This window comes from Pseudolabrys sp. FHR47 (assembly GCF_005153485.1).
GTDB lineage: Bacteria > Pseudomonadota > Alphaproteobacteria > Rhizobiales > Xanthobacteraceae > Pseudolabrys.
Map to the genome: position 1 here is coordinate 3,333,552 of NZ_CP039740.1, position 18,886 is coordinate 3,352,437.

Annotated in this window: 19 protein-coding genes; 16 read left to right on the forward strand and 3 right to left on the reverse strand. The window is 65.2% G+C overall.

Annotated features, from left to right (window positions below):
• Nucleotides 1-272 precede the first annotated feature (272 nt).
• The 13 genes from E8Q40_RS16285 to E8Q40_RS16345 all read left to right on the forward strand — a co-directional run bounded on the left by E8Q40_RS16285 (nucleotide 273) and on the right by E8Q40_RS16345 (nucleotide 13,710).
• Nucleotides 273-632 (forward strand): DUF2780 domain-containing protein, encoded by a 360-nt coding sequence (locus tag E8Q40_RS16285; protein WP_246662880.1) that lies wholly within the window; start codon nucleotides 273-275, stop codon nucleotides 630-632.
• A 63-nt stretch (nucleotides 633-695) separates the two neighbouring features.
• Nucleotides 696-1,109, forward strand: coding sequence for a DUF4332 domain-containing protein (locus E8Q40_RS16290; RefSeq protein WP_137045536.1), 414 nt, complete (start codon nucleotides 696-698; stop codon nucleotides 1,107-1,109).
• A gap of 66 nt (nucleotides 1,110-1,175) precedes the next feature.
• Entirely contained in the window at nucleotides 1,176-2,042 is an 867-nt protein-coding gene (gene folP, locus E8Q40_RS16295) for a dihydropteroate synthase (protein WP_137046773.1), read from the forward strand.
• On the forward strand, nucleotides 2,039-2,413 hold the full coding sequence (gene folB / locus E8Q40_RS16300) for a dihydroneopterin aldolase (protein ID WP_137045537.1): 375 nt from the start codon (nucleotides 2,039-2,041) through the stop codon (nucleotides 2,411-2,413). Before folP ends, folB begins: the two co-directional genes overlap by 4 nt.
• Nucleotides 2,410-2,913 (forward strand): 2-amino-4-hydroxy-6-hydroxymethyldihydropteridine diphosphokinase, encoded by a 504-nt coding sequence (folK, locus tag E8Q40_RS16305; protein WP_137045538.1) that lies wholly within the window; start codon nucleotides 2,410-2,412, stop codon nucleotides 2,911-2,913. The genes folB and folK overlap by 4 nt, the downstream gene beginning before the upstream one ends.
• Nucleotides 2,914-2,985: 72 nt before the next feature.
• Nucleotides 2,986-4,848 carry a methylmalonyl-CoA mutase family protein gene (locus tag E8Q40_RS16310; RefSeq protein WP_137045539.1) on the forward strand — a complete coding sequence of 621 codons (1,863 nt, stop codon included), beginning with the start codon at nucleotides 2,986-2,988 and terminating at the stop codon, nucleotides 4,846-4,848.
• Nucleotides 4,845-6,998, forward strand: a complete 2,154-nt coding sequence (scpA, locus tag E8Q40_RS16315; protein ID WP_137045540.1) for a methylmalonyl-CoA mutase — start codon at nucleotides 4,845-4,847, stop codon at nucleotides 6,996-6,998. Before E8Q40_RS16310 ends, scpA begins: the two co-directional genes overlap by 4 nt.
• A gap of 13 nt (nucleotides 6,999-7,011) precedes the next feature.
• Complete coding sequence (locus E8Q40_RS16320; protein ID WP_137045541.1) at nucleotides 7,012-7,788, forward strand: DUF3298 and DUF4163 domain-containing protein; 777 nt, start codon at nucleotides 7,012-7,014, stop codon at nucleotides 7,786-7,788.
• A 197-nt stretch (nucleotides 7,789-7,985) separates the two neighbouring features.
• Nucleotides 7,986-8,978 (forward strand): tripartite tricarboxylate transporter substrate binding protein, encoded by a 993-nt coding sequence (locus tag E8Q40_RS16325; protein ID WP_137045542.1) that lies wholly within the window; start codon nucleotides 7,986-7,988, stop codon nucleotides 8,976-8,978.
• 116 nt (nucleotides 8,979-9,094) lie between these two features.
• On the forward strand, nucleotides 9,095-9,568 hold the full coding sequence (locus E8Q40_RS16330; RefSeq protein ID WP_137045543.1) for a tripartite tricarboxylate transporter TctB family protein: 474 nt from the start codon (nucleotides 9,095-9,097) through the stop codon (nucleotides 9,566-9,568).
• A 7-nt stretch (nucleotides 9,569-9,575) separates the two neighbouring features.
• Nucleotides 9,576-11,072 carry a tripartite tricarboxylate transporter permease gene (locus tag E8Q40_RS16335; protein ID WP_137045544.1) on the forward strand — a complete coding sequence of 499 codons (1,497 nt, stop codon included), beginning with the start codon at nucleotides 9,576-9,578 and terminating at the stop codon, nucleotides 11,070-11,072.
• Between the two features lie 52 nt (nucleotides 11,073-11,124).
• On the forward strand, nucleotides 11,125-12,111 hold the full coding sequence (gene meaB / locus E8Q40_RS16340; RefSeq protein WP_137045545.1) for a methylmalonyl Co-A mutase-associated GTPase MeaB: 987 nt from the start codon (nucleotides 11,125-11,127) through the stop codon (nucleotides 12,109-12,111).
• Nucleotides 12,112-12,234: 123 nt separating this feature from the next.
• Nucleotides 12,235-13,710, forward strand: coding sequence for a PAS-domain containing protein (locus tag E8Q40_RS16345; RefSeq protein ID WP_137045546.1), 1,476 nt, complete (start codon nucleotides 12,235-12,237; stop codon nucleotides 13,708-13,710).
• An 18-nt stretch (nucleotides 13,711-13,728) separates the two neighbouring features.
• On the opposite strand, the gene E8Q40_RS16350 is transcribed toward E8Q40_RS16345, so the two are convergent.
• Both E8Q40_RS16350 and E8Q40_RS16355 read right to left on the reverse strand, forming a co-directional pair.
• Complete coding sequence (locus tag E8Q40_RS16350; RefSeq protein ID WP_137045547.1) at nucleotides 13,729-14,154, reverse strand: hypothetical protein; 426 nt, start codon at nucleotides 14,152-14,154, stop codon at nucleotides 13,729-13,731.
• Complete coding sequence (locus E8Q40_RS16355; RefSeq protein WP_246662881.1) at nucleotides 14,084-14,809, reverse strand: nucleotidyltransferase domain-containing protein; 726 nt, start codon at nucleotides 14,807-14,809, stop codon at nucleotides 14,084-14,086. Before E8Q40_RS16355 ends, E8Q40_RS16350 begins: the two co-directional genes overlap by 71 nt.
• A 24-nt stretch (nucleotides 14,810-14,833) precedes the next feature.
• Here E8Q40_RS16355 and E8Q40_RS16360 point away from each other — a divergent pair, with 24 nt between their 5' ends.
• The 3 genes from E8Q40_RS16360 to E8Q40_RS16370 are packed head-to-tail and all read left to right on the forward strand — an operon-like array spanning nucleotide 14,834 to nucleotide 17,756.
• Complete coding sequence (locus tag E8Q40_RS16360; RefSeq protein ID WP_137045548.1) at nucleotides 14,834-15,568, forward strand: pyroglutamyl-peptidase I; 735 nt, start codon at nucleotides 14,834-14,836, stop codon at nucleotides 15,566-15,568.
• 24 nt (nucleotides 15,569-15,592) lie between these two features.
• Nucleotides 15,593-16,930, forward strand: coding sequence for a TIGR03808 family TAT-translocated repetitive protein (locus tag E8Q40_RS16365; RefSeq protein ID WP_137045549.1), 1,338 nt, complete (start codon nucleotides 15,593-15,595; stop codon nucleotides 16,928-16,930).
• Between the two features lie 58 nt (nucleotides 16,931-16,988).
• Nucleotides 16,989-17,756: a DUF3750 domain-containing protein gene (locus tag E8Q40_RS16370; RefSeq protein WP_137045550.1), complete on the forward strand. Its 768-nt coding sequence runs from the start codon at nucleotides 16,989-16,991 to the stop codon at nucleotides 17,754-17,756.
• Here E8Q40_RS16370 and E8Q40_RS16375 read toward each other — a convergent pair.
• The gene (locus tag E8Q40_RS16375) at nucleotides 17,753-18,850 is read right to left on the reverse strand and encodes an NADH:flavin oxidoreductase/NADH oxidase (protein WP_137045551.1); all 1,098 of its coding nucleotides are present in this window, start codon (nucleotides 18,848-18,850) and stop codon (nucleotides 17,753-17,755) included. The two genes, E8Q40_RS16370 and E8Q40_RS16375, sit on opposite strands and share 4 nt — an antisense overlap.
• Between the last annotated feature and the right edge of the window lie 36 nt (nucleotides 18,851-18,886).

Consider the following 18,886-nt stretch of genomic DNA (forward strand, 5'->3'; position numbering starts at 1 on the left):
GCCATATCGGTTATGTACGCCACTGCAATCTTTCCAATGTCGCCGTCGCAATTCCCTGACCTTGCATCCGATTTGACGCAAATGCCGATCAAGATGCTTGATCGCCGGTGTGACAGCCATCACAGCCGGTCGGTATCCGGTGCCGTATCCGTTGCGGCATCGCAATGCGCATCAACATTCGCGCGCCAGGCGTCGCATCATGCTTGTCAAGGTCGACAAAACGTTCAATATCATTTTTGAACTCCACCGATAGCGTGGAGAGTGAGGGGACCATGAACGATCTGGTTGCGCGTCTTGTCGCCAATGTCGGTATCGACCAGGCGACCGCAGAAAAATCCGTCGGCATCATTCTCGACTTCCTGCAGAAGGAAGGTCCGGCCGATAAAGTCCAGGCGCTGATCGACAGCCTGCCCGGCGCCGACGCCCTTTTGAAAGCCGAGCAAAGCAGCGGCGGACTGTTTTCCATGGGCGGCCTCATGGGCGCCGGCAGCCGCATGATGGCGGCCGGCCTCAGTATGGGCCAGGTGCAGGCGGTTACGAAGGAAACCATCGCCTTCGCCCGCGAAAAGATCGGCGAAGACGCCATCGGCGAAATCGTCGGCTCGATCCCCGGCCTCGGTCAGTTCGTCTGACCGCCTTCCAGCACCAACACACTCTCACGCACCAAGCACATTTGTTCGAGGCCGGAGTTCCGCATGTCTTATCCCATCACCGACATTCAGGGGATCGACGGCCAAGTCGCCGCCGCCCTCAAGTCGGCGGGGATCCGTTCGACGGGCGCGTTGCTCGACAAGGCCAGGACGGTTAAAGGCCGCAAGCTGCTGGCCGAGAAGACCCAGTTCGACGAGAAGCAGCTCTTGTGCTGGGCCAACGGCGCCGACCGGATGCGCGTCAAGGGCGTCAGCAAGGAGTACGCGGTGCTCCTCAAATATGCCGGCGTCGACACGGTGAAGGAACTGGCCCACCGCAATGCGCGCAACCTCGCCGCCGCGATGGCCAAGGCCAATGAAGAGCACCAGATCGTGCGATTCCTGCCGTCCGAGAAGGTCGTCGAGCGCTGGATCGAGCACGCCAAGAAGCTGCCGCTCATGATCTCCTACCGGCGCTAGACACCGACCTGCCCCAATCTCGCCCCTGCTTGACAGCCTGCCGTGGGCCGCGCCATGCCACTCGCCATGGCCACTGCCCGCACCCTTGAACCGCCCGCCGCGCCCTCCGTTACGCCGGAGCCGCTTGTTGCGCTGCTCGCGCGCGGCCGACCCCTGGTCATGGGCATTCTCAACGTCACGCCGGACTCCTTCTCCGACGGCGGCAAGTTTCTCGATCCCAAGCGCGCCATCGCCCATGCCGAGGAGATGGTGGCGCAGGGCGCCGACATCATCGACATCGGCGCGGAGTCGACGCGGCCCTATGATGGCATGCAGCCGGTCAGCGCCGACGAGGAAGTGGCGCGGCTCAAGCCTGTGCTGCCCGCCGTTGCGAAGCTCGGCGTGCCGGTTTCGATCGACTCGCTCAAGTCCGAGGTCGCGGCCTGGGCGCTCGATAACGGCGCCACCATCGCCAACGACGTCTGGGGCTTGCAGCGCGACGCCCACATGGCCGAGGTGGTGGCAGCGCGCGGCGTTCCGGTCATCGTCATGCATAACCGCGACGAGGCCGACCCGAGGATCGATATCGTCGCCGACGTCGAAGCGTTCTTCGCCCGCTCGATCGCGGTTGCCTCCGAAGCCGGCATCGCCCGCGAGAACATCGTGCTCGACCCCGGCATCGGCTTCGGCAAAACGCCGGAACAGAGCATCGTCACGCTAGCGCATACCGCGACGTTCCGCAGCTTCGGCCTGCCGCTGCTGGTCGGCGCCTCGCGCAAGCGCTTCATTAATTCGGTGAGCCCGGCGCCGCCGACCGAGCGCATCGGCGGCTCCATCGCCAGCCATATCTACGCCGTGCAGCAGGGCGCGGCGATCGTGCGCGTCCATGATGTAGCGGAGACGGTGCAGGCCTTGCGTGTGCTCGCCGCCATCGAAAAAGGAAGTGCGCCGTGACCGACCGCATTTTCATCCGCGACCTGACTCTGCATGCCTATCACGGCATCATGCCGCATGAGGGCCGGGTCGGGCAGACCTTCATGATCGATCTCGACCTCGACATTGATCTTTCCGAGGCCGCGCGCTCCGACAAGGTCAAGGACACCGTGTCCTATGCCGACGTCGCGCAATGCGTGGAGAAGGTTTTCACCGGCCAGCGCTTCCGGCTCATCGAAGCCGCGGGCGGCGCAGTGGCGGACGCCGTGCTCGCCGCCTTTCCGCGCGTCCTCACGGTCGCGGTGACCATTCACAAGCCGCATGCGCCGATCGCCGCGACCTTCAGCGACGTCGGCGTCACGCTTGTGCGCAGCCGCGCCAGCGGCAAATGACCACCGGGGCGGCCCGCGCCTACCTCGCCTTCGGCGGCAATGTCGGCGACAGCCGCTCAATGCTCGATCGCGCGGTGGCCGCGCTGGCGCAGACGCCGGGGGTTACACTCGTCGCCCGCTCATCCGACTACAGGACGCCGCCCTGGGGCGTGACCGACCAGGCGCCCTTCATCAATCTCTGCGTCGCCATCGACACGACGCTGGCGCCGCTCGCCCTGCTCGCGCGCGTGCAGGAGATCGAACGCGCTCTTGGGCGTGACCGGGCCAATGAGCGGCGCTGGGGACCGCGTACCGTCGACATCGACATCATCGCCTATGGCGACCTGACGCTGGACGAGCCGGGCCTCATATTGCCCCACCCGCGCCTGTTCGAGCGCGCCTTCGTGCTGATGCCGCTCGCCGAGATCGCCGGCAACCATGGGATCGCCGGCCGCGACCTCCAGGAGGCGCTGCGGGGCGTCGATACCGCCGGGATCGAGCGCCTGCCGCCGCGATCCTGACGGCCGCCTGGCCCTGCCCTGGCTTGTCATATCGCAATAGCGAGATGACGGCTTCTATGGCAGTTTGCCCCTATGAGCACCGCCAAACCCCTCGCCCTCGCCGCCGAATTTCCGCCGACCGATGCCGCCGAATGGCGTAAACTGGTCGATGTGGCCCTCAAAGGCGCGGATTTCGACAAGCGCCTCGTCACTCGGACCTATGACGGCCTGCGCGTCGAGCCGCTTTATCCCCGCGCCGCAGGTGCTCATGCCGTCCCCGGCCGCGCGGCGGGCGAGCCGTGGCAGGTGGTGCAGCGGGTCGATCATCCGGACGCCGTCGAGGCGAACAATCAGGCGCTGACCGACCTCGAAAACGGCGCCACCGGACTGTCGCTGATCTTTGCCGGCTCGATCGGCGCCTACGGCTACGGACTCGGCGGCTCCGAGTCGACCATCGCCCGCGCTCTGCAGGATGTCTGGCTCGACGCCGTGGCGATCGAAACCGACTTCAGCGCGCAGGAGAAGGAAGCCGGGCTGAACCTCGCCAAGGCAGTGAAGGCGCGCGGCATCGACCCGGCGGCGACGCAAATCCGCTTCGCCCACGACCCGCTCGGGCTGATGGCGCGCAACGGCGCCGCGCCAAGGCCCTGGGCCGAGACCGCCAAAATGCTGGCCGGCTTCGCCGCCGATCTGGCGGGCCAGGGCTTCAAAGGTCCGTTCGCGGTGGCGGACGGCCGCGCCGTCCATGCCGCCGGCGGCTCGGAAGCGCAGGAGCTCGCTTTCGCGCTCGGCAATGCGGTGACCTATCTGCGCATGTTCGTCGACAGCGGCGTGCCGCTCGACCGCGCGAGAGAGTTGATCTTCTTCCGCCTCGCCGCCGACGCCGACGAGTTCATGACCATCGCCAAATTCCGCGCCCTGCGGAAACTGTGGGCGCGCGTCGAGGAAGCCAGCGGCCTCACCGCCAAGCCTGCCTTCGTCTCGGCAGAGACGGCGTGGCGCATGATGACGCAACGCGATCCTTACGTGAACATGCTGCGCACGACGATTGCCATCACCGCCGCCGGCGTCGGCGGCGCCGATGCGATCACGGTGTTGCCGTTCACCCAGGCACGCGGCCTGCCCGACGCCTTTGCCCGCCGCGTCGCGCGCAACCAGCAGCTCATCCTGCTCGAAGAGTCGAACCTCTACCGTGTCGCCGATCCGGCGGCGGGTGCCGGCGGCATCGAGACACTAACGACACAGCTCGCGCAGACCGCATGGTCGCTGTTTCAGGAAATCGAGAAAGCCGGCGGCGCGGCCGACGCCATTGCACAAGGCGTCATCCAGAAAAAGGTCGTCGACACGCGCAAGACACGCGAAGCCAATGTCGCGCGCCGCAAGGACCCGCTCACCGGCGCCAGCGAATTCCCCAATCTCGGCGAGGCCGAGGTCAAGGTGCTTGGCGTGCCGCGCGTGAACGTTGCGCCCATCACCGGCGCGATCACCTTCGACGCGCTCGCCGCGATGCGACTTGCCGCGCCGTTCGAGGCGCTGCGCGACAAGTCCGACGCACTGGCCCGCAAGACCGGCTCGCGGCCGAAAGTGTTTCTCGCCACCCTCGGCAAGCTCTCGGAATTCACCGCGCGCGCGACCTTCGCGCGGAACTTCTACGAGGCCGGCGGCATCGAGGCAGTAGTAACCGACGGATTCAAGGATCGCGCTGAGATGCTCGCCGCGTTCAAGGCGTCGGGAACGAAGCTCGCCTGCCTCTGTTCAACCGACAAGGTCTATGAAGCCGAGGCGATCGACGCCGCAAAGGAACTCGCCGCCGCGGGCGCTACCGTGCATCTCGCCGGCCGCCCGGGCGAACTCGAAGCTGCGCTGAAGGCCGCGGGCGTCAATACCTTCGTTTACGTCGGCTGCGACGTGCTTTCGACGCTGACGGCCGCGTATGATATCGTGGGGGCACCATGACCCAAATCCCGAACTTCGCCACCGTCGCTTTCGCTGAGCCCAAGCTCGCCGCGAACAATGACAACGCCGCGTCCTGGATGACGCCGGAAGGCATTCAGGTCGCGCCGGTCTATGGCGAGAAGGACGTCGCCGGCCTCGATTTCCTCGACACCTATCCCGGCAAGGCGCCGTTCCTGCGCGGGCCCTACCCGGCGATGTACGCGGCGCAGCCCTGGACCATCCGGCAATATGCCGGCTTCTCGACTGCGGAAGATTCCAACGCCTTCTACCGGCGCAACCTCGCCGCCGGCCAGAAGGGCCTGTCGATCGCTTTCGATCTCGCCACGCATCGCGGCTACGACTCCGATCACCCGCGCGTCGCCGGCGACGTCGGCATGGCCGGCGTCGCGATCGACTCGATCTACGACATGCGCACCTTGTTCTCCGGCATCCCGCTCGACCAGATGAGCGTGTCGATGACCATGAATGGCGCGGTGCTGCCGGTGCTGGCGCTCTATATCGTCGCCGCAGAAGAGCAAGGCGTGCCGCACAACAAATTGTCGGGCACGATCCAGAACGACATCCTCAAAGAATTCATGGTTCGCAACACCTATATCTACCCGCCCGGGCCGTCGTTGCGCATCATCTCCGACATCTTCGCTTACACCTCCGCCGAGATGCCGAAATTCAACTCGATCTCGGTGTCCGGCTATCACATGCAGGAAGCCGGCGCGACGCAGGACCTTGAGCTTGCCTATACGCTGGCCGACGGCCTCGAATATGTCCGCGCCGGCATCAAGGCGGGGCTGACGATCGATCAGTTCGCCCCGCGCGTGTCGTTCTTCTGGGCGATCGGCATGAACTACTTCATGGAGATCGCCAAGCTGCGCGCCGCGCGCATGATCTGGGCGAAGCTGATGAAACCGTTCAAGCCCGACGATGCGCGCTCGCTATCGCTGCGCACCCATTCGCAGACCTCGGGCTGGTCGCTGGCTGCGCAGGATGTGTTCAATAACGTCGCGCGCACCATGATCGAGGCGATGGCGGCGACGCAGGGCCACACCCAGTCGCTGCATACCAATTCGCTCGACGAGGCGCTGGCGCTGCCGACCGACTTCTCGGCGCGCATCGCCCGCAACACCCAGATCCTGCTGCAGCAGGAGAGCGGCACCACCCGCATCGTCGATCCGTGGGGCGGCTCATACTACATCGAGAAGCTGACGGCCGATCTCGCCGCCAAGGCCTGGGCTCATATCGAGGAAGTCGAGAGCCTGGGCGGCATGGCCAAGGCCATCGAGGCCGGCATTCCCAAGCTGCGCATCGAGGAGGCCTCCGCCAAGACGCAGGCCCGCATCGACGCCGGCGTGCAGTCGGTCATCGGCGTCAACAAGTACCAGCCGGTCGAGGAAGACCCAATCGAGGTGCTCAAAGTCAACAACGCCGAGGTCCGCCAAAAGCAACTCGACAAGCTCGCCCGCCTCAAGGCCGAGCGCGATCCGGTCGCGCTCAAGGAGGCGCTCGATGCGCTCACCCGCGCCGCCACCGGCAACGGCAACCTGCTGGAACTCGCCGTCGACGCCGCCCGCGCCAAGGCCACCGTCGGCGAGATTTCGGACGCGCTGGAAAAAGTCTTTGGTCGCCACGTCGCGTCGATCAAGTCGATAACCGGCGTCTACAAACGGGAGGTCGGCATGACTCCGACGGTCGATAAGGTGCGTGAAGCGGTCGAAGCCTTCGAAGCCGCGGAAGGCCGCCGGCCTCGCCTGCTGGTCGCCAAGATCGGCCAGGACGGCCACGACCGCGGCCAGAAGGTCATCGCTTCGGCCTTCGCCGATCTCGGCTTCGACGTCGACATTGGGCCGCTGTTCGCGACGCCCGATGAAGCCGCGCGGCAGGCGGTCGAGAACGATGTGCACATTCTCGGCGTGTCGTCGCTCGCCGCAGCGCATCTCACTCTGGTGCCGGAACTGAAGAAGGCGCTGGCAGCGCAAGGCCGCGAGGACATCATGATCGTAGTCGGCGGCGTCGTGCCGCCGCAGGACTACGATGCACTGATGAAGTCTGGCTGCGAGGCGATTTTCCCGCCGGGCACGGTAATCTCGGAAGCGGCGCTGAAACTCCTCAAGACATTGCATCACCGTCTCGGCCACGACCAGCAGGCGGCGGAATAATACGAGGCCCATCATGAGAGCGCCTGTCGCGCTTCTCGCATTTCTTGTCTTTGCCGGCCCCGCCATCGCGGCCGACGAGCCCAAGCCCGTCATCGCCATCGACGACAAGACCATCGAGGCCAGCGTCGTCATCGACCCTGCTTTGAAGACTTATCCGGCGCTTTATGAAAAGCTGCTCGCCAGCGGCAAACGTCAATACGACAAGGCCCGTGCCGAGGCGGCCGCAGAATTCAAATCGACGCCCGATCTGTTCAGCGACGGCCGCAAGTTCTTCTACAAGCGCACCGACAGGCTGCGCAGCGCCATCGGCTCCTATCTCAGCATCGTGCGCAGCGACGACACCTATGAGGGCGGCGCTCACCCTAACCATGTCGTCGACACGCTGCTCTGGGACACGCAAGCGGCGCGCTTTATCAACATCAAGCCATTCTTCAAGGAGATGGCGGATGGCGGTCCGACGCTCCAGCGCCTCGCGCATCTGATCCGCGCCGCGCTGGCCATCGAAAAGAAAGCACGCGATGTCGAAGTCGCCGATCCCGACAAGGATCAATGGCTGTCCGGCGTCAAGCCCAGAATCACCGACATCGGTGGCATTGCTCTCGCGCCGTCCACCGAAGCCGGCAAGAGTTCCGGCTTCATCGTTTACTTCTCGCCCTACGCCGTCGGCGCCTACGCCGAGGGCGAATATATCGTCTTCATCCCGTACGCTGCATTTCAACCGATACTTTCCGCCACGGGTCTCGCCTTGTTCGGCGGCGCTCGACCCGCTGACGACGGTAAGAACGACTGACGCCTCGCGGCCGGCACGCGAGAAACAACGCCACGTCGTTTTTTTCGCGGCGATGCCGGCATGCGCAGAAACGCTACGCCGTTTGCATCGCACCATGAGCGCGGGGCATCGGCGATTGACCGGCCGCTATGCCCGGCCCTAACATCACATCATCATACAAAGCCGGCGGATAGACCGGCGCACATGGGAGCGACCGCATGACCAAGCTGACACGACGCGATTTCATGGCCGCGACGGCGATCGCCGGCGCTGGATTGGCCGCCGGAGCCAAGCCCTCCTTCGCCCAGAATTATCCGACGCGGCCCATCCAGATGATCTGCCCGTGGGGCGCAGGCGGCGGCACCGACGCCACGGCGCGCATCGTCGCGGCACTCCTTGAGAAGGACCTCGGCCAGCCCATCAACGTCGTCAACCGCACCGGCGGCTCGGGTGTCGTCGGCCATTCGGCGATCGCGACCGCGGCGCCGGACGGCTACACGCTCGGCATCGTCACCGTCGAAATCTCGATGATGCACTGGCAGGGCCTCACCCAGCTCACGCCGAAGGATTACACGCCGCTGGCGCTCATGAACGAGGATCCGCCGGGTATCCAGGTCAAGGCCGACAGCCAGTACAAGACGGTGAAGGAACTCGCCGACGCCATCAAGGCGGCGCCGGCCGGCAAGTTCAAGGCGTCCGGCACCGGCCAGGGCGGCATCTGGCATCTGGCTCTCGTCGGCTGGCTGCAGGCGCTCGGCTTGCCCGGCAACCACGTCACTTGGGTTCCGTCGAATGGCGCCGCACCCGCAATGCAAGACCTCGCCGCCGGCGGTATCGACTTCACGACCTGCTCGGTGCCGGAAGCCCGCGCCATGATCGACGCCGGCAAGGCCCGCTCTCTCGCACTCATGGCACCGCAGCGTGCCGCCGCCTTCAAGGACATCCCAACGCTGAAGGAAGCGATGGGCATCGACTTCACCACCGGCGCCTGGCGCGGTTTCGTTGGGCCGAAGGGGCTGCCGGCGGACATGGCAACCAAGCTCACCGCATCGCTCAAGAAGATCTACGCCTCCAAGGAATACAATGACTTCATGAGCTCCCGTGGCTATGGCGTGCTCTGGGCGGACGCCAAGGGCTTTGCCGACTTCATGGACAAGGCCGACAAGCAAATGGGCTCGGCCATGAAGGCCGCCGGTCTCGCCAAGAGCTGACGCGACACGCGACCGCGCGCGAGGTTGGAGCCTCACGCACCACCTTTGCCGGCCGCACCAGCGGCCGGCAAAATTCTTGAGTCTGATCTCAATTCCTGCAAGTTTCCGGAGTGGCAATGCGCGCGAACGACGCGATCAACGGACTAATCCTTATTCTTCTGTCCGTTGCCATGATCGCCATGACGTCGACGTTTCCGGCGTTTCCCGGCCAGCCCTACGGGCCTTCCCTATTTCCCCGCGTTCTTGGCACGTTGCTGATCATGTGCGGTGTGCTCCTGGTCTGGCGCGGGCTCGCCGCCCGCCGATCCGGCGCAGGCTGGGTCGAGATGGCGCCATGGACACGGCAACCATGGCGCGTCGTCAGCTTCTTCCTGATGCTCGGCTCCCTGCTGCTCTACATCCTCGTCGGCGACGCGATCGGTTTCATTCCGGTGGCGATCGTCATCCTGCTGGCGCTGTTCTTGTGGTTCGGCGTGAGGCCGCTATCGGCCGTCGTCACGGCCGTGGTCGCGACCTTCGCGATTCACTGGTTCTTCGCCACCCTGCTGCGCGTGCCATTGCCGCGCGGCGTGCTCGACGCGATTTTGTGAGGCCGTCATGGACGCGTTTGTCACCGCCGCCGGCCTCGTCCTCGATCCGAACGTCTTGTGGGTCATCGTCGCCTCCGCGGCGTTCGGCATGTTCGTCGGCGCGATGCCGGGCCTGACCGCGACGATGGCAACCGCACTTCTCGTGCCGGTCACATTCTTCATGGATCCCGTGCCGGCACTCGGCGCCATCGTCACCGCGACCGCAATGGCGATCTTCGCCGGCGATATCCCCGCTGCGATGCTGCGCATTCCCGGCACGCCCGCGTCCGCCGCCTATACCGACGAAAGCTACGCCATGTCTAAGAAGGGTGAGCTTGACCTTAACCTCGGCGTCAATCTCGTCTTCTCCGTCCTCGGCGGCATGATCGGCGTCGCACTTCTCATTGTCTGTGCGCCTGTCCTCGCCGAAGCGGCGATCAACTTCTCGTCCTTCGAATATTTCTGGCTCGCGCTGCTCGGCCTGACCTGCGCGATCTTCATGACCACGGGCGACCCGCTCAAAGGCGTCACCTCGCTGATCTTCGGCCTGCTCATCAACTGCATCGGAATCGATCCCACCGCGGGTCATCCCCGTTTCACCTTCGGCAGCGTCGAACTGCTGCAAGGCATCAGCTTCATTCCGGCCATGATCGGCATGTTCGCGCTGTCGGAACTGTTGCGTGGCGCGGTCAGCGTCGATGAGCGTAACGTCGTCCTGGCGCAGAAGATCGGCAACATCTTCCACGGCGTGTGGAGCGTGCTCAAGAAATACTGGTTCAACTTCCTGCGCGGCTCCGCACTCGGCGTCGCCATCGGTGCGCTGCCGGGCGCCGGCGCCGACATTGCGGCCTGGATTTCGTTCGCGATTTCCAAGCGGTTCTCGAAGACGCCGGAGAAATTCGGCACCGGTCACATCGAGGGCATCGTCGACGCCACCTCGGCCAACAATTCGGCGCTCGCTGCCGCCTGGATTCCGGCGCTGGTGTTCGGCATTCCCGGCGATTCGATCACCGCGATCGTCATTGGCGTGCTCTACATGAAGGGCATGAATCCCGGTCCGACCGTGTTCCTGCAGAATCCGCAGTTCATCTACGCGGTGTTCATCATCTTCGTCCTCGCCAATCTGCTGATGTTGCCGCTCGGCTGGGCCGCCATCAAGTCGGCCAAGCAGATCCTGCGAGTGCCGCGCAATGTGCTGCTGCCGATCATCCTGCTGTTCTGCCTGGTGGGCTCCTACGCTATGACCAATTCCTTCTACGGCGTGCTGATCATGCTGGTGCTGGGCATCATCGGCTGGCTGATGGAAGAGAACGGTTTTCCGATCGCGCCGGCGATCCTCGGGCTCGTGCTCGGCGAAATGCTCGAGCAGAACTTCATGACCTCGATGATCAAGGCCGACGGCAACGCGCTGGTGTTCTTCGAGCGGCCGATCGCCGGTGTGCTCGGCGTCATCACGGTCGCGGTCTGGGGCCTGATGCTGTGGCGCGGCTTCATGGGACGCAAGGCGACCCTGGCGCCAACCTGAGCCAAACCGGAGGGGCGTGACGGCACACGCCCCTTCGGCTAGTTAGTACCGAATGTCGGCTCGCAGCCTCGATTCCAAAGCCCTTGCCGCGGCAATCCGCGCGGGCGACCGCGCCAAGCTCGCCCGCGCCATCACGCTGGTTGAATCGACCCGCGCCGACCACCGCGCGACCGCGCATCGCCTGGTGCAGGAGCTGCTGCCGGCGACCGGAAAGGCCATTCGCATCGGCATCACCGGCGCGCCGGGCGCCGGTAAGTCGACCACCATCGACGCGCTCGGCACCTATCTCACCGAAACCGGCCATAAGGTCGCGGTACTGGCGGTCGATCCGTCGTCCTCGCGCACCGGCGGCTCGATCCTCGGCGACAAGACGCGCATGGCGCGGCTGTCGCTCGATGCCAACGCCTTCATACGCCCCTCGCCGTCCTCCGGCACGCTCGGCGGCGTCGCCGCCAAGACGCGCGAGACCATGCTGCTCTGCGAGGCCGCCGGTTACGATGTCGTCATCGTCGAGACCGTCGGCGTCGGCCAGTCCGAAACCGCGGTCGCCGACATGACCGATTTCTTCCTGGTGCTGATGGTCGCCGGCACCGGCGACGAGCTACAAGGTATCAAGAAGGGCATCGTCGAGCTCGCCGACATGATCGCGGTCAACAAGGCCGACGGCGACAACATCGCCCGCGCCAATGTCGCCGCCGCCGATTTCCGCAGCGCGCTGCATATCCTTCAACCGCGCTCGCCGACCTGGATGGTGCCGGTCATCACTTACTCGGCGCTGACCGGCGGCGGCATCGATACGCTGTGGGGCCACGTCACCGACTACCGGAACAAGATGATGATCTCGGGCGAGCTCACCGCGCGGCGGCGCGACCAGCAGGTCAAATGGATGTGGACCATGCTGGAGGAGCGCCTGACCGCGCGACTGCGCAGCGATCCGGCGGTGCGCGCCAAACTCCGGCAGGCCGAAAGCGCGGTTGCCGCCGGCACGCTCTCGCCGACCTTGGCGGTCGAGGACATCGCCGGCCTGCTGGGGCTGTAGCGACCTCGCGCGACGAGGGAACCGGCTACCACGCACCGCCTTCCGATAATCTGGAATTAACCTTGGATTAACCCTGTTTAAACGCATGGGGCCTAGGGTTCGCGGGCAGCCGGAAGTCCAATTATGCGGAATGCCCGACTTTCTTCGGCCCTGAAGAGCGGCCTGGTCAAAATAACTTTTGTCGGGCTCGCCGCATTCGGCGCCGGCTTTGCCGTCCTTTTACTGGCGGCAGTTGCAATTCTCCCCTCCGATGTTCCGCAAGGCTTTCTGATCGGCCTGTGCGCGGTCATCGCCGCCGTGTTCGGCCAACTCTCTGCCACCGCCACCGCGGCGCGTTTCACGCGCCGTCAGCGCCGCACCAGCGAACAGATCCGCCGTGCGCTCAACAGCATGCCGCACGGCCTGAGCATGTTCGATGCCGACGAACGGCTTACCATCTGCAACACGCTTTACTACAGCATGTACAACCTGACGTCGGACGAGGTGTCGCCCGGCTCCACCTTGTCCGAAATTCTGGCGCGCCGCGTCGCGAAGGGTACCTTCGCAGCCGATCCCCAGGAATATCGCGACAAGTTTCTCACGGCCTATCGCGAGGGCCGCACCACGACCGCCGAAGTCGACGCCGGCCAGGGCCGCCTCTATCTGATCACCAATCACCCGATTGAAGGCGGTGGCTGGATTACGACACACGAGGACATCACCGAGCGCCGCGCCGCCGAAGAACGGCGCATCGCGACGGAGCAACACGAGAGCCGCCGCGCCGCCACAGAGGCCGCCATCAACGAATTCCGTGCCGGCGCCGAGACGTTGCTCAAGACTGTCGCCGACAGTGCCAGCGAGATGCACGCCACTGCTGCCGCATTGCTCGACTCCTCTGGCCACACCACCTTGCGCGCCGAAGACGCGCGGCGAACCTCGCAGGAGGCGGTCAGCAATGTCGAGACGGTGGCAGCCGCCGTCGAGGAACTGTCGGCATCTGCCTCCGAAGTCGACGAGCGGCTGATGCGCGCGACGCACATCGTGCGGGTCGCGCTCGACGAGGCCCATGTCACCAATGACGACTTCAAGCGCCTGGCGCGCGCTGCCGACAAGATCGGCGACGTCGTCAAGATGATCCGCAACATCGCCGGCCAGACGAACCTGCTGGCGCTCAACGCCACCATCGAAGCCGCACGCTCCGGCGCCGCCGGCCGCGGCTTCGCCGTGGTCGCCAACGAGGTGAAGGCGCTCGCAATCCAGACGGCCAGCGCCACCGAGGACATCTCGGCGCAAATTCTCGAGATCCAGAAATCGACGCAGGACTCGGTCGAGGCCATCGCCCGCATCGCCAAACGCATCGACGAGATCAACAGTCACACCACGTCGATCTCGGCATCGGTGCAGCAGCAAGCCAGCGCCACCGGCTCGATCTCTCAGAACGTGACCAGCACGGCACAGGGCTCCAAGATCATCGACGGTGTGCTCGGCGAGGTCGTCGATGCCGCGAGCGGCACTCAGCATTCGGCGCAGACGGTGCTGGCGGCTTCCGAAGCGGTCGAAAAGGCCAGCGCCAACCTCAAGGGCGAAGTCGAGCGCTTCCTGGTCAAGGTGGCGATGTAGCTCGCACCATATCCCGCTCTAAAACACGGGTGGCTTGAGTGCTCCAACAGCCACTGCAAGACGCTTCGCCGCCGTGATCAAATCGTCAAGCAGTTTCACATCGAGATCATAACGGCCTTCGTAAGCAGCCAGGTTACGCTGGTTGTGAGCACGTAAAAATATCTGGAGATCGGCGCGGTCGACACCAACCGTGTGCACCAGCGCCTGAAATACCGTGATGCGGTTCTCGGATCGATAACCGGCGTGCCGAAGCGCGGCGAGAGCCAACTTGTGAGCCGCTTCGATAGCGAGATCGAACTGGCTGTCGGACGAAATGCTCCCGTTCTGCGCGTCCGTAAGGCCACGTCGCGCGGATTTGACCATGCCGCCGAACTCATCGCGCGCCGCCGGCTCGACCTTGAGAAGGCCGGCTCTTACCAGATTGTCGAGCTCTTCCCGTGCCATCGCGCAGAACCTTTTCGGAACCGACGAGGAAAACCTTTGGCGATCGCCCAATTTTCGCGAAAACAGATTCGCTGACCGCGGACTTTCTGCGCCAGTCGTCCTGTGTAACGAACAACGGATTGATCTTACGCGCTACCTTCCCCTCGGCGGCCTGCAGAGCGGAATAAAGCGCAGCATAATCGAGATTGTCGCCGATCACCAAGAGGTCGACATCGCTGGTCGCGGTGTCGGCGCCTTTGGCGACGGAGCCAAAAACGAAGGCGGCTGCAACCGTTTGAGAGAACGGTTCGAGCGCTCGCCTGATGACGTCCGTTAGACCGGCAGTCTTCTCGACCAAGCCGCGCAGGTCCTCATAGACTGGGGCCAATACATTCGCCCGGTAATGCACCTGATTGCCAATGCGTTCGGTTGTGACGAGCCCACTCATCCTGAGCCGGGCCAGTTCGCGCTCGACGGCCCCAACGCCGGAACGCACTGTGCGCACGATCTCGGACGTATAGAAACTCCGGCCGGGATGACCGAAGATGAGTGCCAGCACGCGCTGCTGCACCTTGGAGAACAGCGCATCGGACAGGCCGACGGCAGATATCATTGTACCCATTTTGGGGATGATAATACCCAAAATGGGTTTCTGCAAGCTATCATCGAATATCATATTTTTCAGGAACTTAGCTGATCCATGCCCACCATCCTCATCACCGGCTTCGGGCCCTTCCCCGGCGCGCCGTATAATCCGACGGTGAAACTGGTGCGCGCGCTGGCACGTCTGCGGCGGCCGGTGCTGGCCGATGCGAGGATCGTCACGCACATCTTCACGACGAGCTACGCCGCGGTCGATCGCGACCTGCCGGCGCTCATCGCCCAGCATAGACCCGACGCGCTGCTGATGTTCGGCCTGCACGGCCGCGCCAAGGCCATCCGCATCGAGACACGGGCGCGCAATGCGCTGGCGCTGCTGCCCGACGCCTCCGGCAAAGTGCTGCGCCGCGGCGTCATCGCGGCGGGCGCGCCGTCCGCGAAGTGCATGCCGATGCCAGCGCAGCGCCTGCTCGCCGCCGCCCGCGCGGCGCAGGTGCCCGCCGTGCTGTCACGCGATGCCGGGCGCTACCTATGCAACTATCTGTGCTGGCGCGCGGTGGACAGCGGCGTGCGGCTCGCCGTGTTCGTGCATGTGCCGAAGGTGGCGCGGCTCGCGCGGCCTCTCGGATCACGAACAGCCTCCTTCTCCGTTCGCCCCCGCGAAAGCGGAGGCCCAGATAGAAAAGCACTGGGTTCCCGCTTTCGCGGGAACGAACGGAGGACGGGACTACGCTCTGGTAGAACAACCAGCCGAAAGAAATTCACCGCCGCCGACCTCGCCCGCGCCGGCGAGAAGGTGCTGGTGGCTTTGAACGCCGCCGTTAACCGGACCTAAGCCGGTTCCGCGCACACTGCGGCCATGCCTCTCACCCGCCGCGATGTAATAGCCGGTTCGCTCGCCAGCGCCTTTGCCGCGCCGGTAGCCGCGCGCGCGCAAGAGCCAAAAGGCATCGACGCCGCGCGCTTCGGCGTCCGCGCCAATACCGACAGCGATCAGACGCTGGCATTGCAGAAGGCCATCGACGAAGCCGGGCGCGTGCGGCAACCATTATGGCTTGGCCTCGGCCGCTATCGCACCGGGCCGTTGCAGCTTCCACCCGGCTTGCGCATCCTTGGCGCACACGGCGAGACGACCTTGCGTCTCGTGCAAGGCCCTGTCCTTTTCACCGCACAGGACGCGAGCGACATCGCGCTTCACGGGCTCACGCTCGACGGCCAGGGCATAAAGCCCGGCAGCGATGGCGCACTGGTCAATTTCAACGCCGTTTCGGGTCTGACCATCGCCGATTGCGTGATCGTCAATGCCGGCGGCAATGCGGTGGCGCTGACGCATTGCACCGGCACGATCAGCGGCACGACAATCCGCAACAGCGCCGACAATGCGCTGTTTTCGCTCGACGGCCGCCTGACCATTCGCGGCAACACGATTTCAAAATCCGGCAATGGCGGCATCCGCGTCTGGCAGAGCGCCAAGCGCAGCGACGGCAGCGTTATCGAGAACAACACCATCGAGGATACGCAGGCGCGCGGTGGCGGCGACGGGCAGAACGGCAACGCCATCAATGTCTATCGCGCCGAACGCGTCATCGTGCGCGGCAATACCATCCGCGGTGCCGCCTTCACCGCGGTGCGCGGCAACGCCGCCTCGCACATCGTCATCCGGGGCAACATCTGCAGCGACCTCGGCGAAGTGGCGATCTATTCAGAATTCGATTTCGTCGATGCCACCATTATCGACAATGTCATCGACACCGCCGCGATGGGCATCGCCGTGACCAATATGGATCAGGGCGGACGTCTTGCCGTGGTGCGCGGCAATGTCATCCGCAACATGACCAACAAGCGGCCGCAGGGCGGACCGGACGCCTATGGCGTCGGCATCGGTGTCGAGGCCGATACCACAGTGTCCGGCAACACCATTCAGAACGCGCCGACGATGGGCATCGTGGTCGGCGCCGGCAAATATTTGCGCGACTGCAAGGTCACCGCCAATGTCGTGCGCGAGGCCGGCATCGGCGTCGGCGTCTCGGTCGTCGATGGCGCGGGCAAGGCCGAGATCACATCGAACGTATTCTCCGCGATCAAGGGCGGCGCCGTCGTCGGCATGGCCTGGGACAAGGCCGTCACCGGCGACCTCACCCGTGGCGGCGCCGACAAGTTCCCGCAACTGACGATCCGCGACAACAAGGTGGCGTGAGGGCTGCGCCCGCGACCCTTGCCCCACCGGCGCCGCGAACCCACGTTAGGGTATCCCCATGCCCAGCCGCCGTGCCCTCACCATGCTCCTTGTCTTCGCCATCTTCCTGGTGCCGCTGATCGCGCGCGCCGCTCTCTACGCTGCGGGCGACGCGCCGCGCTCCTGGAGCCAGGCCGACTGGTCCTCGACCGGCACCCTGCCCGCCGCCCGCGCGTTCCAGCCCGCCCGTCTGATCGTCTATTCGGGCACCACCGGCGCCTGGAAAGGCATTTTCTCGGTCCATAGCTGGATCGTGTTCAAGCGGGCCGGCGAGGCGCGCTGGACGCGCTACGACGTCGTCGGCTGGGGCACACCCGTGCGCCGGAACGGCTGGGCAGCGGATGCGCGCTGGTACGGCAACGCGCCGGTGACCATCGCCGACGTGTCCGGCGCCGAGGCGGAAGCGCTGATCCCGAAGGTGGAAGCCGCCGTGCGTGACTATGCTTATGCCAAAGCCGGCGACTACCGCATCTGGCCGGGGCCGAATTCCAACAGCTTCACGGCTGCGGTGCTGCGCGCCGTGCCGGAGCTGAAAGTGGCCCTGCCCGCCAATGCTGTCGGCCGCGACTTCCGTGACGGCATTTATGCCGGCCGCACCGATAGCGGCACTGGCATCGAACTGTCGGTCTACGGCCTCGCCGGCGTCAAGGCCGGCTGGATCGAGGGCTTCGAGATCAACCTGCTCGGCCTCGTCGCCGGCTTCGATGTGCGCTACCCGGCGCTCAAGCTGCCCGGCGTCGGCCGCATCGGCATGATGCCGCCGGTCGCAACCGCCCTCGCCGGTTAGGCCTTCGGCGTCGGCGCCCACATCTTCGGGCCGGCGCGCAGATACTGGTTCGGCAATGCCACCTCGGCGCCGAGCGCCTTGGCGGCGTGCCAGCCGAAATGCGGATCGTCGAGAAAGGCGCGCCCGGCCGCCACCAGATCGGCCTTGCCGGAGGCGACGATCTCCTCGGCCTGCTCCGCCGTGGTGATGAGGCCGACGGCGCGCACCTTGATGCCCGCTTCCTTCCTGATGCGTTCGGCGACTGGCACGTTGTGGCCCGGCGTCGTCGGCGTGCGCGTATCGGCGGTGATGCCGCCGGACGACACGCAGATGAAGTCGATCCCTTCGGCCTTGAGCGCCTTGCCGATGGCGACCGCGTCGTCGCCCTGCAGGCCATCGTCACGCCAGTCGACGCTCGAGATGCGAGCCCCGAGCGGCACCTCCTTCGGCACCACGGCCCGCACCGCGCGCACCACCGCCAGCGGGAAGCTCAGCCGGTTCTCCAGCGAGCCACCATACTGGTCGGTGCGCTTGTTCGACACCGGCGACAGGAAGCTGTGCATCAGATAGCCGTGCGCCAGGTGCAGCTCGATCTCGTCGAAGCCGATGCGCAGCGCGCGTCTTGCCGAACTGACGAAGGCGTCGCGCACGCGGTCCATGTCGGCTTCGGTCATTTCGCGCGGCGCGTGCCAGCCGTCGCCGAAGGCAATCGCCGACGGCGCGATGGTCTGCCACGGATCTTCGTTGGGGCGCAGATACGTGCCGCCCTCCCACGGCCGCTGCGACGATGCCTTGCGGCCGGCATGGGCGAGTTGCACGCCGAACTTGGCCTTGCCGTAGGTTTTGGCGGCGGCGATGACATGACCGAGCGCGAGCTCGTTAGCATCCGAGTAAAGTCCGACGCAGCCATGCGTGATCCGGCCGTGACGCTCGACATGCGTCGCCTCGACGATCACCAGCCCGGCGCCGGAATTCGCCAGCATGCCGAGATGCATCATGTGCCAGTCGGAGGCCGAGCCGTCATTGGCCGAATACTGGCACATCGGCGCGACCACGAGACGATTGGCCAAAGTCATGCCGGCAACCGGAAGGGACGAGAAAAGCGCACTGCTCATGGGAGGACACTCGCTGGCAATGGGGGAGACAGGCTG

Excerpts from the sequence above, each read along its gene's own strand:
- E8Q40_RS16335 (WP_137045544.1), top strand. The coding sequence starts at position 9,576 with ATGGACGCGTTTGTCACCGCCGCCGGCCTCGTCCTCGATCCGAACGTC.
- E8Q40_RS16375 (WP_137045551.1), bottom strand. The coding sequence starts at position 18,850 with ATGAGCAGTGCGCTTTTCTCGTCCCTTCCGGTTGCCGGCATGACTTTG.
- E8Q40_RS16325 (WP_137045542.1), top strand. The coding sequence starts at position 7,986 with ATGACCAAGCTGACACGACGCGATTTCATGGCCGCGACGGCGATCGCC.
- E8Q40_RS16330 (WP_137045543.1), top strand. The coding sequence starts at position 9,095 with ATGCGCGCGAACGACGCGATCAACGGACTAATCCTTATTCTTCTGTCC.
- E8Q40_RS16290 (WP_137045536.1), top strand. The coding sequence starts at position 696 with ATGTCTTATCCCATCACCGACATTCAGGGGATCGACGGCCAAGTCGCC.
- E8Q40_RS16350 (WP_137045547.1), bottom strand. The coding sequence starts at position 14,154 with ATGGCACGGGAAGAGCTCGACAATCTGGTAAGAGCCGGCCTTCTCAAG.
- folK (WP_137045538.1), top strand. The coding sequence starts at position 2,410 with ATGACCACCGGGGCGGCCCGCGCCTACCTCGCCTTCGGCGGCAATGTC.
- folP (WP_137046773.1), top strand. The coding sequence starts at position 1,176 with ATGGCCACTGCCCGCACCCTTGAACCGCCCGCCGCGCCCTCCGTTACG.
- E8Q40_RS16355 (WP_246662881.1), bottom strand. The coding sequence starts at position 14,809 with ATGATATTCGATGATAGCTTGCAGAAACCCATTTTGGGTATTATCATC.
- E8Q40_RS16370 (WP_137045550.1), top strand. The coding sequence starts at position 16,989 with ATGCCCAGCCGCCGTGCCCTCACCATGCTCCTTGTCTTCGCCATCTTC.
- E8Q40_RS16320 (WP_137045541.1), top strand. The coding sequence starts at position 7,012 with ATGAGAGCGCCTGTCGCGCTTCTCGCATTTCTTGTCTTTGCCGGCCCC.
- E8Q40_RS16310 (WP_137045539.1), top strand. The coding sequence starts at position 2,986 with ATGAGCACCGCCAAACCCCTCGCCCTCGCCGCCGAATTTCCGCCGACC.
- E8Q40_RS16360 (WP_137045548.1), top strand. The coding sequence starts at position 14,834 with ATGCCCACCATCCTCATCACCGGCTTCGGGCCCTTCCCCGGCGCGCCG.
- E8Q40_RS16285 (WP_246662880.1), top strand. The coding sequence starts at position 273 with ATGAACGATCTGGTTGCGCGTCTTGTCGCCAATGTCGGTATCGACCAG.
- meaB (WP_137045545.1), top strand. The coding sequence starts at position 11,125 with ATGTCGGCTCGCAGCCTCGATTCCAAAGCCCTTGCCGCGGCAATCCGC.
- E8Q40_RS16365 (WP_137045549.1), top strand. The coding sequence starts at position 15,593 with ATGCCTCTCACCCGCCGCGATGTAATAGCCGGTTCGCTCGCCAGCGCC.
- E8Q40_RS16345 (WP_137045546.1), top strand. The coding sequence starts at position 12,235 with ATGCGGAATGCCCGACTTTCTTCGGCCCTGAAGAGCGGCCTGGTCAAA.
- scpA (WP_137045540.1), top strand. The coding sequence starts at position 4,845 with ATGACCCAAATCCCGAACTTCGCCACCGTCGCTTTCGCTGAGCCCAAG.